17 protein-coding genes are annotated in these 17,869 nt (G+C 39.9%); 10 read left to right on the top strand and 7 right to left on the bottom strand.

Annotated elements, in window-relative coordinates; translation table 11 throughout:
• Positions 1-616 precede the first annotated feature (616 nt).
• The gene (locus M23134_RS02625; RefSeq protein WP_002693664.1) at positions 617-1,435 is read left to right on the top strand and encodes a hypothetical protein; all 819 of its coding nucleotides are present in this window, start codon (positions 617-619) and stop codon (positions 1,433-1,435) included.
• Between the two features lie 91 nt (positions 1,436-1,526).
• Complete coding sequence (locus tag M23134_RS02620) at positions 1,527-1,817, top strand: hypothetical protein (protein WP_045112851.1); 291 nt, start codon at positions 1,527-1,529, stop codon at positions 1,815-1,817.
• A 190-nt stretch (positions 1,818-2,007) separates the two neighbouring features.
• Here the strand turns inward: M23134_RS02620 and M23134_RS02615 are convergent, their stop codons facing one another.
• Positions 2,008-3,150, bottom strand: a complete 1,143-nt coding sequence (locus M23134_RS02615) for a trans-sulfuration enzyme family protein (protein WP_002693662.1) — start codon at positions 3,148-3,150, stop codon at positions 2,008-2,010.
• A gap of 377 nt (positions 3,151-3,527) precedes the next feature.
• Positions 3,528-3,776: a hypothetical protein gene (locus M23134_RS02610; RefSeq protein ID WP_002693661.1), complete on the bottom strand. Its 249-nt coding sequence runs from the start codon at positions 3,774-3,776 to the stop codon at positions 3,528-3,530.
• Positions 3,777-4,146: 370 nt separating this feature from the next.
• Between M23134_RS02610 and M23134_RS02605 the strand changes: the two genes are divergently transcribed.
• Positions 4,147-4,437, top strand: coding sequence for a hypothetical protein (locus tag M23134_RS02605; RefSeq protein ID WP_157558303.1), 291 nt, complete (start codon positions 4,147-4,149; stop codon positions 4,435-4,437).
• 33 nt (positions 4,438-4,470) lie between these two features.
• On the opposite strand, the gene M23134_RS02600 is transcribed toward M23134_RS02605, so the two are convergent.
• A complete protein-coding gene (locus M23134_RS02600; protein ID WP_002693657.1) occupies positions 4,471-4,815 on the bottom strand; it encodes a hypothetical protein in 345 nt (114 codons plus the stop codon).
• Between the two features lie 320 nt (positions 4,816-5,135).
• Entirely contained in the window at positions 5,136-5,507 is a 372-nt protein-coding gene (locus M23134_RS02595; protein ID WP_045112847.1) for a winged helix-turn-helix transcriptional regulator, read from the bottom strand.
• A gap of 125 nt (positions 5,508-5,632) precedes the next feature.
• Between M23134_RS02595 and M23134_RS02590 the strand changes: the two genes are divergently transcribed.
• Positions 5,633-6,634 carry an NADP-dependent oxidoreductase gene (locus tag M23134_RS02590; protein ID WP_002693653.1) on the top strand — a complete coding sequence of 334 codons (1,002 nt, stop codon included), beginning with the start codon at positions 5,633-5,635 and terminating at the stop codon, positions 6,632-6,634.
• A gap of 73 nt (positions 6,635-6,707) precedes the next feature.
• The gene (locus M23134_RS02585) at positions 6,708-7,010 is read left to right on the top strand and encodes a hypothetical protein (RefSeq protein ID WP_002693651.1); all 303 of its coding nucleotides are present in this window, start codon (positions 6,708-6,710) and stop codon (positions 7,008-7,010) included.
• Between the two features lie 27 nt (positions 7,011-7,037).
• On the opposite strand, the gene M23134_RS02580 is transcribed toward M23134_RS02585, so the two are convergent.
• A complete protein-coding gene (locus M23134_RS02580) occupies positions 7,038-10,850 on the bottom strand; it encodes a leucine-rich repeat domain-containing protein (protein ID WP_002693649.1) in 3,813 nt (1,270 codons plus the stop codon).
• Positions 10,851-11,082: 232 nt separating this feature from the next.
• On the opposite strand from M23134_RS02580, the gene ybaK reads away from it, so the two are divergent.
• The 4 genes from ybaK to M23134_RS02560 all read left to right on the top strand — a co-directional run bounded on the left by ybaK (position 11,083) and on the right by M23134_RS02560 (position 13,884).
• A complete protein-coding gene (gene ybaK, locus M23134_RS02575; protein WP_198144968.1) occupies positions 11,083-11,562 on the top strand; it encodes a Cys-tRNA(Pro) deacylase in 480 nt (159 codons plus the stop codon).
• A 239-nt stretch (positions 11,563-11,801) separates the two neighbouring features.
• Entirely contained in the window at positions 11,802-12,209 is a 408-nt protein-coding gene (locus tag M23134_RS02570) for a hypothetical protein (RefSeq protein WP_045112846.1), read from the top strand.
• A 117-nt stretch (positions 12,210-12,326) separates the two neighbouring features.
• Complete coding sequence (locus tag M23134_RS02565; protein ID WP_002693641.1) at positions 12,327-12,770, top strand: hypothetical protein; 444 nt, start codon at positions 12,327-12,329, stop codon at positions 12,768-12,770.
• Between the two features lie 514 nt (positions 12,771-13,284).
• Positions 13,285-13,884, top strand: coding sequence for a DUF4291 domain-containing protein (locus M23134_RS02560; protein WP_002693640.1), 600 nt, complete (start codon positions 13,285-13,287; stop codon positions 13,882-13,884).
• A gap of 194 nt (positions 13,885-14,078) precedes the next feature.
• Here the strand turns inward: M23134_RS02560 and M23134_RS02555 are convergent, their stop codons facing one another.
• Entirely contained in the window at positions 14,079-15,245 is a 1,167-nt protein-coding gene (locus tag M23134_RS02555) for a peroxiredoxin family protein (RefSeq protein ID WP_002693639.1), read from the bottom strand.
• A 205-nt stretch (positions 15,246-15,450) separates the two neighbouring features.
• On the opposite strand from M23134_RS02555, the gene pafA reads away from it, so the two are divergent.
• Positions 15,451-17,124, top strand: coding sequence for an alkaline phosphatase PafA (gene pafA, locus M23134_RS02550; protein WP_075163979.1), 1,674 nt, complete (start codon positions 15,451-15,453; stop codon positions 17,122-17,124).
• A 289-nt stretch (positions 17,125-17,413) separates the two neighbouring features.
• Here pafA and M23134_RS02545 read toward each other — a convergent pair whose 3' ends face one another.
• Positions 17,414-17,767, bottom strand: a complete 354-nt coding sequence (locus M23134_RS02545) for a hypothetical protein (protein ID WP_002693637.1) — start codon at positions 17,765-17,767, stop codon at positions 17,414-17,416.
• Positions 17,768-17,869: the final 102 nt, after the last annotated feature.

Raw genomic sequence — 17,869 nt, 5'->3', positions numbered from 1 at the left:
GTGACATAGACAAACCCTTATTTTTTGGGTAAGGGAAAGGAATGGCAGCAATAAAAAGCACAGCAAATTGCTCCCTTACAGTTTTGTAAGCAGGTGTTGATTGTGTATGTATTTAGGGCTTGTTTAAAGTTCGCCTAATAGGCACTTTACGCAATTTTTGCCCTCAGGTGTGTTAAATGTAAACACTTTAAACAAGCTCTTAGTCCTTCATTTGTATTTACGGAGAAATAATACTTTTGGTGTCTTTTTGTACTACAAACTTACACGAGCACCAAACAATAAATAATTACCGAAACAAACTTGTTTTTGAGGTACAAGTAAAAAGGGGTGTTTTGAGTAACAACGTAACTTAGGGGCTCCCTCAAAACAAAAACAGGCCTAATGACGGCAAGAATAAGTACCAGGTCATAATTAAAACATACCCTAATTGCTATATGTAATGGGTTTGTTATGAGTAGCTTATAGCCAATTGCACCCATATGCACTGATACCCACAGACTTACTACTGCTGAATTGGTGAAAAATAAAGCCTTTTGTAAGATGACCGATTATCATTCAATAATATAAGTTGTATATTGAGCTACTTCAAATACAATTTACCCCAGGAATAGAAATAATGTTAAAAAAATTTTTTAGTAAAAAAAGTAAAACCAACCCGGTAGCTCCTCCTAACCCTTTGTTTGACCTGTTTCCGTTGAGCGAAACAAATCGTCAAAGAATCACTACGTTTGTAAAAGAAATGTTTGAGCGCATGTTTGACGAAGAAAATATACGTCAAATGACCAACTTTACACTTGAATACCCAGTAGGGACAGGCAAAGTAGCAAAACTATTGTTTGACGATATGGGCTGGCAGCAAGAACAAAAAGAAGGAGAGTTGGTATTGGTTTGTAAGCAAACCGGAGGGTATTTTCACGCCACAGCCATACAAGTGCAAAACAAACTAAAACATGGGCAAACTACCCTGCCTGTGTACCGTCAATGGCTCACCAAACAATACATAGACTTTGGAGGAGGGGTAGTATTATGTGAACATTTCAGTAATATAAATGGAGTAGAAGGCTTTGAGTCTATTTCGAAAATACCCAAGCCTGACAGTGCTCAGGGCGTAGATTATATATATTTTTTAAACATCCCTAATTTTAAAGATAATATACTTTATCAAATATCAATCAAGATGTTTGAACAAGGCACCAAGGGGTTGCGAGACAACCTATTGATGCGCCCATTGATGGACATAGCCGAGATGACAAATTCCGAAGAGTTTATGAAACATTATTTTCGTGACCCCTACGACCATACCAATCGGCAAGGCTTGCCTATGAACGTGTCGGAAAAAGAAGTATTTGATCACCTTTACCCTTTTCACCCTTTATCCATCATTCGTCAAGTCATTCGCAAACGATTGATGGATAGCCTGAAGTGGGAGTCATAATATACAGTTCCATCCTGCTATTGTGGAGGGTGATATTATTTATTACCAAGTACTTAATGGTAAAACTACAAGGCAACGGGTAGTCCAAAACTTGCCCACACTTTATAGTTTTACCGTTCTACCTCCCGCGAAGGTCTTACCGCAGGGTGACCTGAACAATGCCCACCCAAGACTTGAAAAAACGATTGTTGTGCAGGATTTTGGGCTTAAGTTGCCTTCGAGAACCTGGCAGGTTGCCCTACCTCCCGCGAAGGTCTTACCGCAGGGCGACCTGAGCAATGCTCACCCAAGGCTTGAAAAAACGATTGTTGTACAGGATTTTGGGCTTAAGTTGCCTTCGAGAACTTTCTACCCTTTTTTAAGCCTTCCGCAGGAGACTTAAAAGCTTGAATATACAGAAGTTTGAAAACTTCTTTGCGCAACAAAATAGGTCTACGATAAGAGTTTCACCTGTTTCAAAGCTGCTAGACACAACTTGAAATAGTAGCTTTAAGCAAGTACTTAATGGTAAAACTACAAGGCAACAGGTAATCCAAAACTTGCCCATGCTTGATAGTTTTACCGTTATATTTTTATGGCAGGGCTTGTTCAAAGTCTGCAATCAAATCTTCAGTCGCCTCTATGCCTACCGATATTCTCAACAATGAATCGCTTATGCCCAGGTTTTGCCGTTGTTCTGCCGAAATTTTGGCGTGCGATGTAGTGGCTGGTTCACAAATGGAAGTTTCTACACCTCCCAGGCTCATTGCTGGCGTGACTATTTTCAGCTTGCGCAAAAACTGACGGGTTTCGTCTGCGTTGCCGTGCAACTCTACTGCCAGCATTGCCCCATAGCCTTCCATTTGACGCTTGGCTATATCGTGTTGAGGGTGGCTCTCAAGCCCAGGATAGTGTACTTTTTTTACCTTAGGGTGTTTTTCCATAAACTCTGCCAGCTTTTGAGCATTGTAAGTTTGCTGGCGCACTCTCAAGGCAAGTGTTTTAAGGCTACGCTCAAGCAAATAGCAGGTCTGCGCATTGAGATTCCCCCCAAAATGAGTAGCAGTTGACTTAATTTGTGCCACTAAACCTTTAGAGCCAATAATAGCCCCACAGCTCAAGTCGCTATGCCCCCCCAAATACTTAGTACCGCTATGCATGACCAGGTCGATGCCCATAGGAATAGGGTTTTGGTTGATAGGGCTGGCAAAAGTATTGTCAATCATTGTAAGTACCCCGTATTGCTTGGCCAAAGCCACTATTTTTTCTATGTCAGTAAGGCGTAACAAAGGGTTGGAAGGGGTTTCTATATAAATAAGTTTGGTATTGAACTGAATGGCTTCCTCAAACATTTCTATGTTGGTGGCGTCGCCAAAAGAGTATTCAATGCCAAAACGAGGAAAATCAGTGGTTATAAAGCGCTGAGTACCCCCATACAAGTCGGCTTGAAATAATACGTGGTCTTCTTTTTTGAGCAAAGCCAGCAATGTAGTACTAATGGCTGCCATTCCAGAACCAAATATGATCCCATCTTCACCCGATTCCAACGCGGCGAGTTTTTTTACAACACTTTCTTGATTAGGCGTGTTAAAATAGCGTGGGTAAGTACGAGCATCCGTATCCAGATACTCAAACGAACTGGAAGTATATATAGGAGAGTTAATACCAGGTTGTGCTTGGTCGTGGTATGTGCCAGTATGCACACACAAAGTATCTTTAGCGATTTCAGAGGCCATAAGATTTGTTTTTATAAGTAATAGTTTGAAATTATCGTTGGTAAGCGCCTGTTTAAAGCTTTGCCGTCAGAGTTGAAAAATGCCATTTTTTTGTGTCAGCGGGTTACACTGAACTGGCAGGCAAGCAAGTAACTAAACGGCATAAATTTAAAAGTTACGCTAATTTGTAGGAAGGGAATCTCAAAAAACGTGCAGTATTATGTAAGTCACAGGGAGGGGAAAAACACCAGAGAGCAAGCAAAGAAGCTTTATTTAGAATAAGCAAAATAAAAAAGGGGTGTAAGCCAGAGTTGCCTACCAAAGTTACTACCTGGTGTGGTATAAAAGCAAATATTATGATTCATTGTGTGTCAGTCAAAAAAAGTGAGAATTTATATTTATGCAACGGCCACTTTGCCTACTTGATTTTCCCACCAAAGCAATTCTACTTGAAAAGTACTGGTATATAATATCAGGTAAAAACCTATTTGCATGTCTAAACCAACCCCCACTTTTAACCCTTCATTTTTTTTGTCAAGGTATAGCTGTTTTAATTCAGGTGGTAACTGCCCCAAGGTTCTTTGTATGATTATATCAGGCAAAATATTCTCAGTAAGTGCGTAACGTGTGATGTTTTTTACTTTCATAGTGTCTAAAAATTGGTTAAATTGGTGTCTGCTCATATCATTTGGAACGCCCCCCATGTTTCCTTTGTTTGCCCGTAGATACTCAAAAAACGATAAGTATATCTACCCACGCAAGCGTTTTTCAAGCTTACTTGTTTCCGCAAAAACTAAAATAAAATACTGATTATCAACATATTGACAGTAAGTAAAACACGCAACAGTTTCACTTGCTCAGGTAGTGCAGAATGAGCTCATGTATAAAGATGTACATACATACTATTACTATTTTTAGCTTCAAACAGAGGTGGTTTGTTTTTTTTGAAAAAAAAGTAGAGATTTTGACAAAAACACTTTATCACCTTATTTATAATTATTACTTTTATAATACTTGTTGTCTGGCATTACATCACAATGTAGGGCTATTTACTTACTTATTTTATCACTAAACATTAGAGCTATCAAAAGAATAAATTTTATACTGGACAAAATAGAGTCTTTTTCTGCCATTGGACCATCTCCAGAAGGAGCAGTAGGTAAGCTGGAAGGTTTAATGGATGACTTTATCATTACCAATGGAGTGCAGGTAGTTGCTATCAGCCACAATGTAGTTACTCATACCAAAGAGGGCAAAGAGCAGTTTGTAGCTACTGCAATGCTGGTATACAAAGATGACATTACATAGCAACAATGCTTGCTATGTATTTGGCAAGCATTGCTACTCACTTAGGTGGCGCATAGCCGTAAATATTTTTTGCATATCTTTTTCGGCTTCTAGTTGAGCCTCATCGCCCCACCAGTCATTTTCATCCTCATCTTCATCGTCTTCATCCTCTGTATTAGGATTACTATAGATGATATTCAAAGATCTTTTACCAAAAAATATAGAGAATTTACACAACTTGGTACCATCATGAGGCTCTTCTATTACCAGGTTATACACCGTTTTGAGGTCTATAATCATCGTAGAAGTATAAGTTCCCCGTCGGTTTATTACAATACGCAACCACCTGCCCGCAAGAATTTTTAACTCTCTGATATTTTTTCGTAATTCTTCCATCATAAAAACTTGTTTAATAAATCAATAGTCCATAGTATTTAGTCGATAGTCGATAGCTGATTCGAGTAAATGTTTATCTTGTTAAATGCTGTAAACCAGTATTTTATATTAGATTGCTTGCTCAATTTATTTTTAAAAGTGTGTCGGTTTTACGCCCAAACACCCAATTAAATAGTTTTTAAATTCGTAAATAACTGAGAACCAGCAAACAACTTTGACTAAAATCACTGCGGAGTATTGTAAATACAATGATATTAAAAAATATCAATACTTTATCAGCGCCTTCGTGTCATTTTTTTTAATACCCACTTTTTTTAGAAGTATTACTTTTCCGTCGTCATTATTTTTTTGCGGTGGGTGGCTCCCCAATTATAAAACTCTTGAATAATTTTACTTGATGACACTCCATAAGGCGTAATCTCATACTCTACCTTTACCGGGCGGGTATCCAATACATGCCTCTTAACCAACAAATTCATTTCCAACTCTTTGAGTTCTTTAGACAGCATACGAGCAGTAATGCCGGTTACATCGCGTTGTAGGTCTTTAAAGCCCCTTTTTTGATAATAGTACAAAACACTCAATATAGGTATTTTCCATTTACCACTAAATATATCCAATGCATCACGTATTGCCAGCAACTGTTGCCCACAACTTGTGGCAGTAGTAGTACATTTTTTTGAAGTCTCTTCCATTTGTTTGATTGTTTGAGGTGGTATACTGGAGTATACCACTATATTTTGTATACTCACTTTCAAATATAAACCACCTGACGTACTTTTGCAACATTAAAAGTTACAAATTATTATTTTTTAATATTATGAAAGCACTACAACTTACTCAATACGGAGCCATAGACAAAAGCATTGCCTTTGCTGAAATTGCCGTACCACAACCTAAAAGTAATCAGGTATTAATTAAGGTACACTCTGCCGCAATCAACCCAATAGATTACCACCTCATAGAAGGTTCTGTGAAACAAGTGATTAAACTAGACTTTCCCACAACCCTTGGGCTTGACCTAAGTGGTACTGTTACAAAGGTGGGTACAGGTGTAACTAATTTTGCTGAAGGAGATGAAGTATACACCAGAGTACCTTCCGAAAGCCCAGGTACCTTTGCCGAATACATAGCAGTAGACAGCAATGTAGTGGCTAAAAAACCTCATAATATTGGTTTTGAAGCATCATCTTCCATCCCATTAGTAGGGCTTACTACTGTACAAGCATTAGCGCAGGCACAGATCAAAAGTGGAGATAAAATACTGATCCATGCAGGGTCAGGAGGCGTAGGCTCGTTTGCCATACAATATGCCAAAACCAAAGGAGCCTATGTATATACTACTACCAGCACCAAAAATGTGGATTGGGTAAAAAAATTAGGCGCTGATCGGGTAATTGACTATACAAAGGAAAACTACCTGGAGATAGTAAAAGACGCTGACATTGTGTACGACACTTTAGGCGATAAATATACCGAAGATGCCTTTCAGGTAATCAAGCAAGGAGGCAAGGTAATATCTATAGTAGGCAAAATAGATGACCAAACCGCCAAGGAGTTTGGGCTAAATTCATTCATTCGCTTTTTACTGGCACTCAAACGTCGTAAAATCACCAAACTCAGCCGAAAAAAGAAGGCATATTACCGCATGGTAATTATGCAGCCCAACGCCCAACAACTCAACGAAATATCAACCCTGGTAGAAAAAGAGGCAATCAAACCTGTGATTGACAAAGTTTTTAGTTTTGACCAGGCTAAAGAAGCTTTACTTTATCAGAAATCGGGACGGGCAAAAGGTAAAATTATCTTAAAAGTGCTATAAATTAGCTGATTTAGCGTACTTTTGCAGCCCCAATTACAAAAATTGGGGTTTTTGCTTTAAAAAAAATACAAATATGAGCCAGTTTTCACCTCAGCATTGCAACCTTAATATTCACTACAATTTGCCCAAAAAGGTATGGAATAAAATGCCTAAAGTATACAAACAACTCCCCGGCTGGAAAGGCTGGAGCAAAGAAGGGATTCCCCACTGGTTTGGCTACGATCACGACGAGGTCTCTATCAGTGCTTCGGTAGAACCCAGCGGGCTACAATTTAGTGGCAACCTGGACGCAGAAGTATTTGAGGTATGGATTGCTACTTTTAAACAAATTGCTACCAATGTATTGGGATTTGAAGTGGTAGAACCCGAACTGTAGACAAATTAGTGAGGCTAAGCGTAAACCCTAAAATCTCAACCCGTGAAATTTTTGCATGTACTTTTTCTTGCACTCAAACGATACCGGATTGCCATACAACATAAAATTACCCCGATAAGCCTGCTTGTCCTGAAAAACCGGAGGAAGCTGATCGGGCAGCTTCTGTATCTGATTATAAGAAAAGTCTACGTTGTTGAGCTTGAGCATACGGCTAAACCCTTGGGGCAAATGAGTGATTTGGTTATTGGTCACCCTTAGGTAATACAACTCACTTGCCTGACATAACTCACTGGGCAAAGCAGTAAGCTTATTATCGCTGATATTGAGGTTACGCAACTGTTTTATCTGAGGAATGACCTCTGGTAACTCCGTCAACTCATTGTTTGACAAGTCGATACTAAAGTAAGTCACCGACAAGTTGCTTAAACTATTGGGTAAAAAAGTAATTTGATTATTATTGAGTTTTATTTCATTCAAATAGCTACAATTGGCTATAGACTCAGGCAAAGTAGCGAGTTGATTGCCACTCAAATCTAATTTATAAATCTTTTTCCAGTGAAGCTCGTCGGGCAAAGCCTTGAGTCGATTATTTTTAAGGTTGATTCGGTTGAGGTTACGTAATTTACCCAAACTTGCGGGCAAATGCTTCAGGTGATTGGCAAAAAGTTGTACATCCTGCAGTTTGACAAGCTTGCCTATAGATTCGGGCAAATCACTGATTTGATTGTTGTTCAACAATAAGGTATGCAATTGAGACATTTGCTCAATCTCTGTTGACACCTTGGTAAGTTTACCATTTTGTATCGACAGTTTTTTGAGTTGGGGCAAACGGTAAAAATCAGGGGCTACCTGCTGCAAAGGATTTTTGTCCAGCACAAGTTCTTCGAGTTGGCTCAGTTGTGAAAAACCTCCCGACAAATGCGTCAATTGATTGTAAGACAGGTTGAGCTTTTTGAGTTTTTTGAGTGTATAAACCCCCTTGGGCACTGCAGTCAAGCTACAGTTTGCCAGCGAAAGTTCTTCTAAATGAGGAAGCTGGTTTAGTATCTCCAGTGCCTGACCAAAATCAAAGCTGGGATTATCTGTGAGCACTACCTTGCGTATGGTGCCAAGGTAAATCAATGATTTGGGCAACCGGGAGAAACTCACTCTGGACAAATTGACCCTTTCTTTCATATACACCCGATGTGCATTGCCCCCTGCCCAACTCACCCTTATGCGCATAATCATAAACTCGCCCGCATCCACTTCAGGATGATCCATCAAAGGATTCAGGTAATAACTTTCTACCTTTTGCCGGAGGGCAGTGTTCCAATGCTTGCGCACATGCTCCTGCAACTCGCTTGAAGCATACTTTTTAAACAGCCTACGGCTTTCTTTTCTCACCTCATTGTCAGGATAAAACAACGAAATAGCCATTAAATAAGTAGTAATTTGCTGGCTGGCTCCACCTCCTTCTATAATCTGCAGGGCAAGTCTAAAATTGTCTTCATCATTACTCATAAACAAGTCCAACACGTGGCGGCTCATCTCAGCCGCATTCCCTTCCATTAAATAAGGTTTATCTTGTGCCCATATAAAGTCTTTGAGATAATCTTCTAGTACAATGGCTATTGGCAAAGCAAATATTTGGGCTACTAAAGTTGGTTTCGTAAATCGCCCTATCACGGCGTGGGTTACCCTTGGGGTGATTTTGTTGCTTACTTGAATGCCGTATTCGACAAGCTTCTCTTTCAGTTCTTTTTGAGTAAAACCGCTTACTTTACCCGTCACAAAAAACACTGATCTCTCAGGTTTAAAGCTGCTTTTTTTTAAGTGGTTTTCCGCCCTTTGCAATAAACCCTCAAAATTGCCAGTGTATACTCCAAAAAAGAACATGCGACGCTCTTTTGGGTAGTTTTCGTTGCCGTATTGGGCAATAAACCGATTTGTTTTGTCAAAATAAGGCGAGTTACTCTCAATACGGGTATGCTCAAACAATCCCCACTCTAACGGAATCCCTCCTATGGGCTGTTCGTGGCGATACAAGTAGTTGATAGGATAATCTACCTGAATGGTTTGTAAATGGGCTAACAAAGACATGCTTGCAGGAAGCGGCGAATGATTCATTTTTACCCTCAACGTGGTCAAAGCAGGCATTTTAGCCAACACAGCAATCACTTCTGGCAAAGCTGTCAGTTCACAAGTAGTCAGGTCTACCTCTTCTACCTTGTCCAGTTGGGCAATGTTATCAGGCAATGCGTCCAGCTTTCTATGACCTATTTTTATCTTGTGCACGTGTTTCAACGCCCTCACCAAGTCAAAAGTATGCTCAAGGTCAAGCTGAGCGCATTTGCCAAAATCTAATACCCGCAAGCGGGCAAGTGTTGCCACTTCTTCAGGAAGCTGACACAATACCGCATTGCCCAGATGAAGCTCTTCCAGCTGGGTCAAGCGGGCGATTTCTTTAGGCAACTCCTGCAAGGCGTTTCCTACCCAAAGCGTACGTAGTTGCAGAAGTTGTCCTATGTCTCTGGGCAATTGGGCAATATTATTACCATTCAAACAAAGCTTTTCTAAGGAAGTGAGTTGAGTCAAAGTCCTGGGCAATTGAGTAAAAAGGGGATTCATATTACTCATATCCAAGGTTTTAAGTAGGGTAAGCTTATCCAATACTTCAGGCAAGTGGGTAAGCTTTGGACAATAGTGTATGTGCAAGCGCCGGAGGTTGTTGAGCTTGCCTATAGTAGCAGGCAGCTGCTGTAGCAAAGGCATGCGCTCTATAGTGAGCGACTCAATGTTATGGAGGTCACCCAATGTATCGGGCAAGGTAGTGGCATTGTTTACTTCACTGATTACCAAGCGTTTTAGTGAGGTTACTTTGCCCAACACTTCTAAGGCTTGTTGCCAGTCGAGCTCCATGTTGTACTGAACTTTAATTTCTTCTACTTGAGGTAAGTTGGCCAGAGTAGCAGGCAAACGAGTCAGCAAATTGCTTTGAATATTGAGCACACGCAACTGTTTCATCTCACTTACTTTGGGCGAAAGCTCTTGTAAATTATATTGACTCAGGTCGAGTTGGGTGAGCTGGGGCAACTGCGCCAGTTGAGCAAAAACCTTGTCCCAATTGAGCGAGCTATTCATTCGTAAATCTATGTTTTGCAATGCAGTGAGCCGACCAAAACTTTCGGGCAGTTGACGAATATGATTGGCACTGGCATCCAGGTTTTGCAGCTGGGTCAATTGAGTAAACTCTTCGGGAATCCGGGTGATCCCACAGCGCCGAATGTCTAAATACTCGAGTTGTTCAAGCTTGCCTATTTGGTAAAATTCTTTTTTTGAAAATGAGTTGCCTCTCAAAATCAATTTTTGGAGCTGGGGCAATGCGTATACCACCGATAAGTCACGAATATTGTTGGAGTGCACATTAAGGTAACAAAGGTGCTGGAGGTTTTCCAGTGCCTGGGGCAGTTCATCTAATGCATTGCTGTACAGTATCAACTGTTCAAGCGAAGCAAGCAACCCTATTTCGGGGGGCAAAGTACCCATACGCATGCCCGACAAGTCGAGGGCTTTGAGCTGAGGAAGGGTAGACAGCGTTTTTAAAGCCTGCTTTAAATGAAGCCCTGGGTTGTCGCTCAAATCTACCTCCAGGTAAGGGGCTTTTGCCAATGAGTTGATATTGGAGGGCAATCTTTGTAACCGTTTGCGCGAAAGCACCAGCCGCACGCGGGTTACCCCTTTGGCTATAGCCTTTATTGCCTGACTAATAGAAGTAAACTCTTGTACAGGGGTTTGAGCAGCGACAACGGGGAAGGTAAATGGTAATGTTTGAAAACCGTGGTAGTTGGATTTTCTCATGGTATTTTTGCAAAATAAAGGTCGTGGCTGTAAGGTAATAAATATAGTCAAAAGTTGAAAATCAATTCAAATGATGAACAGACTAAACACTCAGTGTTTTTCTTATTGGCAAACAAAATAAAACCAAACCATACACACTGCTTAACTGCTTGATACAATAAAAGGCGTTTTTTTATTTCCTAAGTTTATTATAACTTTATAAGTAATTGATAATCAAACCTTTTAACAAACAATGATGGCTACAAAAAAAACCAACGCCATGAGGCTGCTTGACAAACACAAAGCTGCTTATCAAACAGTAACCTATGAATACGACCCAGAAAACCTAGATGTGGCAAAAATAGCGGTCGATAATCAACTCGAACTCACCTCTATTTACAAAACATTGGTAGTAAAAGGAGATAAAACGGGCGTGTGGGTGGCGGTTGTACCTGGCAATAAAAACTTGTCGCTGAAAGCAATGGCACAGGCAAGCAATAACAAAAAAGTAGCAATGGTACCCGTAAAAGAAATACAAGGGTTAACTGGATACATCAGGGGTGGCTGCTCGCCTTTAGGAATGAAAAAAGACTATCCAGTGGTGATAGATACCAACGCGCAAGTGTTGCCCACTATTTTTGTAAATGCCGGACAAAGAGGGATTTTGGTAGGCACTTCGCCCATTGACTTACAAAAAATTACAGGGGCAGTATGGGCAGCCATAAGCGAGTAAACAGCACAGGCTATATGGGTACTCAATTGCGTTGAGTTTATTTTTGGTGTGCTGCCCAACACCAAAAATTTAGCATGGCAACTCACATATAAATGCAATTATTTATTTGAATAATCACCAAACAAGTGTTTTTTTTCGTATAATAGTACATAAGCCTTTTTTGGTAAAGGTTTACACTATTGAACACTATTTTTGAGGTCAAACTCAAAAATAAACCAGACCATTTAAATTAGTTGCTTATGTATTTAGTAAATTATGAAAGTTCGATACACACTGTAATTTTGAAATTAGACGGAATATTGTTTCCTGAAGAATATAAAACTGCCTGGCTAAGTGCTCTTGACCTAATGAATACCAAGCGTACCAACCGTTTTTTGATAGATGCCCGTAAACACAAAGCGATTTCGTTGGAAAACCAGTGTTGGTTTAAGAAAGAGTTTTTGGAAATAGCACATCGTAAAGCACAACAAATACCTGACTTACCCAAAGTGGCTCGTATCAACTCGCCCAACATAGATAACATTGAGGCAATGAAATCTATTAACCGCCAGATTGAAGAATCAAATTACTCTTTTGAATACCTTACATTTGACCAATATCAAGATGCTTTAGAGTGGTTGTTTGAAGAAAATACTGTTGCAGTATAAAGTATTGTTACTGCTTAATAAATAAAAGGGTGTATCACTTCGGCGATGCATCTTTTTTTATTTGGGTAAATCCAGCGTACATTGAGGCAAAAAAATCATTGATAAAAAACTTGTACAATGGACAAAAAACCAACCAACCAGATTGTTGAGCAAATATTAACCAATATAGCCCAATTGCTGCCTCAATACTTGCAAAACGAAGCCAACAACGCCGTTGCTGAAGGCAATGTGGGGATATGTCTCATTAGTGAAGAAGGACAAACTTATGGCAAAATGTATGGGAGCGATCAGGTTAAACAACGTTTTTTTTATCAGCTTGCCTGGCAAAAAGCCAGTCAAGTCTGGATCACTAAAGAAAACACGGGAGTGTTTGAACAAAAGGTTTTTAACGGAGAAATTAACGAGCGGAAGTTTGGCATCAAACGCCACGACTTTGTGGGTTGGGAAGGGGGGCAAACTATTTGGGTAAACAACCAGGCATTGGCAGTGGGCTTTAGTGGACTGAGGGCACAAGATGACTTGGATATTGTACGCAAAGCAGTAAAAATTTTGAAGGATTAGCAATTCGCCCAATATTTTTTTATAATTACACTTGCATACAGACATATACCTGAGTGTCTTATAAATGTTCAGGGATTATATTTTACGCTTTATATTAAGTTTATCAAAAAAAATGAAAAAATTCTCAACCTTAGGCACCATCCTAAACAAAAATCAGCAAAAAAACATTAAGGGAGGAGGCAACCCCTGCGATTCTTACTCAGGTCCTATATTTGTCACCTGTAAGCAATATGACGCTTTATCACCCCAACACAAAATGTGTGTGATGGTAAGCGTTGAATGCTTCCCTATGTAATTTTTTTTTAGTCAGAGAGGGAGCATTCCCTCCCTGATTTATTTTTGCCCTTGTAAGGAATGGTACCAAAATAAATTTACATTCTTAACCTCATCTTTTGAGGCTATACTTTGTTAAAAAATAGCCAAATAGCGATGCTATTAGCCGATTTTTTGCCTCGTCTAGCAGCAAAATATTTTATTAAACTATAGAATTTTATTTTTACACCATTCCTAAGTAATGAAACAAAAAAATAAATATGAAATCAGGGCTTTGTATACTCCTAAACATATCGCCTTATACGCGGCATTTAGCTCGTCAATAGCAAATGTAGCCCTCAAATCCCAGCAGTTGCTCCCTCCTTTTTCTTATGACCGCATGACTTGGGTTAAGCCTTCTTACCTTTGGATGATGTACCGTAGCGATTGGGCACAAAAAGATAATATGCAACGCATTTTGAGAATATGGATCAAAAGAATTGATTGGGAGTTGGCGCTTAAAGAGGCGATACTTACCACCCCTGAAGCACATGTGTATAATGATGCTAAAAAGTGGCGTAAACAATTGGACAAGGCTAGAGTAAGGGTGCAATGGGACCCCGAACGAGACATTCAAAACAAGCATTTAAGTTTTAAATCTATTCAAGTAGGCATTATGCCTTCACTGGCAGAAACTTATGCTAAAAAATGGATTGCAAAAATTGAAGATGTGACTCCGCTTACCCAGCATATTCGCTCTTTAGTTGTTGCCCAACAGTTTGAACAGGCTACCCAACTTCTCCCAAAAGAGCAAGCATATCCTGTAGAAGCTGAGCTTAAACGGATATTGGGCATAGGCTAAAATAAACCAAAAAAAAGGTCGTATTCATCTCTAAATACAACCTTGTTATTACTTCATTAATTTTAGCCCCCGCCTCGGGCAGTGTCTCCACGCCCGATCGAAACTTCGTGCTTTGCAAGCTTCAGAGAGGTTTCTCATTTTTTATAAGAAAGCCCTATATAAAAGCAGTCTTTTTTGGTCAAGCAATCAAAGGTTTACTTCCCGGCATCGCCAAATATCTCTTCCAGTTTTTTGTTCAGCTCTCCCCCTCTCAGGTTTTTGGCAACAATTCGCCCTTTTTTATCAATCAAAAAACTGGCAGGAATCGAACGCACATTGTAGTCATAGCCAGCTACAGAGTTCCAGCCTTGCAAATCAGACACTTGTGCCCACTCAAGGCCATCTTTTTTGATGGCTTTTAGCCAACGGTCTTTTTTATTGTCAAACGATACCCCATAAATAGCAAAACCTTTGTCTTTGTATTTGTTATAGTTGGCCACTACGTTAGGGTTCTCTTTGCGACAAGGTCCACACCAGGACGCCCAAAAATCAATCAATACATATTTACCTCTTAACGACGACAACTTCACTATTTTGCCGGCTGGATTTTGAAGCGCAATTTCGGGGGCTACCTGCCCAATGCTTACGCTTTTTAAAATTTTGTATTTTTCTTGTAAAGCTTTAGTCGCTGTCCATTTGGGGTGCGCTCTTCTAAACTTTCTGATGATTGACTTGATCAAGTCAAGGTCGCCGTCTTTCCAGTTGCGCGATGCCGCAAGTACTGCCAATGAAGTAGGCATGTTGTTTTTGACATATAAATTCAACTCAGCCATCATTTTGGCGTTGGCCGCCAGGTATTCAGCCATTACAGCATCTTGTCTCTTGGCAAAAGCCTTTTTCATTGCTTTTAATTTGGCCTGATCGGTTTCTTCTTTTTTGGCTTTGTTGTATGCCATATACTCCTGGCGAAACTTAGTCATGATACTCTTCATATATTTTTCGCTCAGCGCCCGTTGCTTGGCTGTATAGTCGATATAATCTTGAGTAGCCTGCGAACCTTTGACTGTTTGTATGCCTTTGTTATCAACATTGATCTCTATTTTGCCTGGTTTTTCTGCCACCAGCATTGCCCGACGACGTCTGCCGTATCCAAAACGGTATAACGAGGGTTCTTTAAAGGTCAATTCCTTCTCAAAAGTCCCGTCATTGTTAATTTTTAGGTTAACTTTTTTTGGAGCTCCTTTGCCATAAGGCATTTTCATAATATACCCTTTGCTGCCCGGTTTGTAGCCTTCAAACTTTCCACTCAACAACACATTGTCTTGAGCATAAGTAGTGAGTACAAACAAACAGGCGATGAAAGTTAAATAGGTTTTTTTCATAAAAATATGGTTATTTAAAAGTCTATATACAATGTATCCACAACTATGGATTAAATGCTTAAATTATTAAATATTTGGCAGTATTTCGTCTTTTGCCCATAAAAACCCCGCTTCATCTCTAAGTTTGGGCTTTGTCGTGTATATTTGAATCTTGTAAATCAACCCGTATTTATTTTATCAAATCATTGTTTAGATTCGCTTAAAAATGAAGGAATACACAAAATTATTTCTGCTAACCCTCCTTTTGGCAGGCATCACTACTCAGGCACAAACACAACATTCTACTCCTAAACTGGTAGTGGGCGTTATGGTAGACCAAATGCGCTACGACTACCTGTTTAGATACTATAACCAGTATGGCAAAAACGGTTTTAAGAAACTGATCAACAAAGGATTTTTGGCAAAAAATGCCCATTACAACTATACTCCTACCTATACTGGTCCTGGGCACGCTTCGGTATATACAGGCACTACGCCTGCCAATCATGGTATTATTGGCAATCGATGGTATACACGCGAAAAAAACCGCACGATTAACTGTGTAGAAGATAGCAGCGTAAAAACTGTAGGCAGCAATACCCGCCGTGGGGCAAATTCGCCTGTCAGCCTATTGGCAACAACCGTGGGCGATCAATTGCGTCTGGCATCTAACTGGCGGTCAAAGGTAGTCAGTGTATCTATCAAAAACCGAGGAGCCATTTTACCCGGAGGACGAACTGCCAACGCAGCTTACTGGTATGATTACTCTACGGGGCAATTTATCACTAGCAATTATTACATGAACAAGCTGCCCAATTGGGTAGAGAATTTCAACAAACAAGGACTTTCTGACAAGTTTTTAACTCAGACCTGGAGCCCCCTCAAACCCATTAGCCAGTATCGTGAAAGCTCTGGAGATAACACGCCTTATGAGCAAGTACTCAGGGGAAAAAAGGCTCCCACCTTTCCCTACAATTTTGCTGAACTAAAAAAAGTATACGCCAAGAAAAACGCCCAATACCATTTGGTGGTAGCATCGCCTTTTGGCAATACCCTGGTGCAAAAAATGGCCATCGAGGCAATCAATAAAGAAAAATTGGGGCAAGGCAAAGAAACTGACATGCTTGCCATCAGTTTTTCGTCTACCGATGTTACCGGACATGCCTTTGGACCTCGTTCAATAGAGGTGGAAGATATGTATTTGCGTTTAGACCGTGAAATTGCAGAGTTGATCACTCACCTCGACAAAAAAGTAGGGCAAGACAATTATGTACTTTTTCTGACGGCCGACCATGCAGTGGTAGATGTACCCCAGTATTTGCGAGATCACCGCATAGCAGGTGGTTATGCTCCTTTGCGTATTTATTTTTCTAAACTTAGAGACTATTTGACCAAAAAGTATGGCGTAGGTAAATGGATTTTGCATGCGGGCAACCAGGTATTTTTAAACCGTAAGCTCATCAAAGAAAGAAACATCAGTCTGGAAAAGGTACAAAGAGATGCAGCCCATTTTCTGTTGCAGTTTGAGGGTATTTACAAAACCTACACAGCTACCGATTTGCATCGGAATAATTACACCCACGGCATTGTAAGCAAATTACAGAAAGGGTATAACCAGAAGCGTTCAGGTGATGTGTTTTTTGTGCTTAATCCTGCCTGGTTGCCTGCTTGGTCGCCTACAGGTAGAATAAACAAACGCGCCAAACAGGGTACATCACACGGGTCGGGCTATAACTATGACACCCACGTGCCCATTATATTTTATGGTGCAGGTATAGACCACGGCAGTTCAGTGCGTCGTATTCATATCACAGACATCGCTCCTACCCTCGCTATGATGCTTCACTTGCAGTTGCCCAATGCTGCTACCGGGCAACCCATTGAGGAATTGTTTGATTAAAAAATCTGTGTGACAAATTAGTGCTCTGGGTACTAAATTCCTTTCACGTCTTTCGGCTTCTTTTGCCTGCTGACTTCACCTAAAAAAACTCACGTAGCTTAAGCTATGCTCGTTTTTTGGAGGTTTGACAGCCACCAAAATAAACTCGAAATAGTGTATAAACTACTTAGTCCCTGATGCACTAGAGTACCAAACCTAAAAACCCGTACTTCAATTGATTGAAATACGGGTTTTTAGAGTTTGTTTAAACGCAAGTGATAAACGTGTTCCTGTTGACAGGTGTTAAGTCTTATCTATATTCCATTATATCAGTAAACACGCCCCAATCATCATCTTCGCCGAGGCATTCCTCATGCAACAATTGACCATTGGTATCTTTTACCTCTATAAAATTGTCGAAATCGTGGTAAACAAATTCTGCCACAAATGTCACATCTCCTTTAAAGTGTACTGCCTGATGTTTGTGTTTTAAGTACAAAGCATTGTATTCGTCTTCGTGGCTTATTTTCTGAAATTCTCCTTTTTCATTTACCCAAACTGCCAAATGTGGGTAATAAGCAAAATCTAAAGCTGCCGGACATTTAATATTGGTTAGTAATAAAAAGTGCCCGTTTTCTCCCTGAATTGAGTTTGTAATCTTCATCCAACTCTTATGTTATATCAATCAATGTTTTAAATAAAACACCTAAATTAAAGGTATTCATCAATAAATACAAACATTTATATATTATAGAGTATTTAACAC

This window comes from Microscilla marina ATCC 23134, assembly GCF_000169175.1.
GTDB classification, from domain to species: domain Bacteria; phylum Bacteroidota; class Bacteroidia; order Cytophagales; family Microscillaceae; genus Microscilla; species Microscilla marina.
Note: the sequence above shows the minus strand (reverse complement) of the source record. Positions and strands in the feature narration are given on the sequence as shown.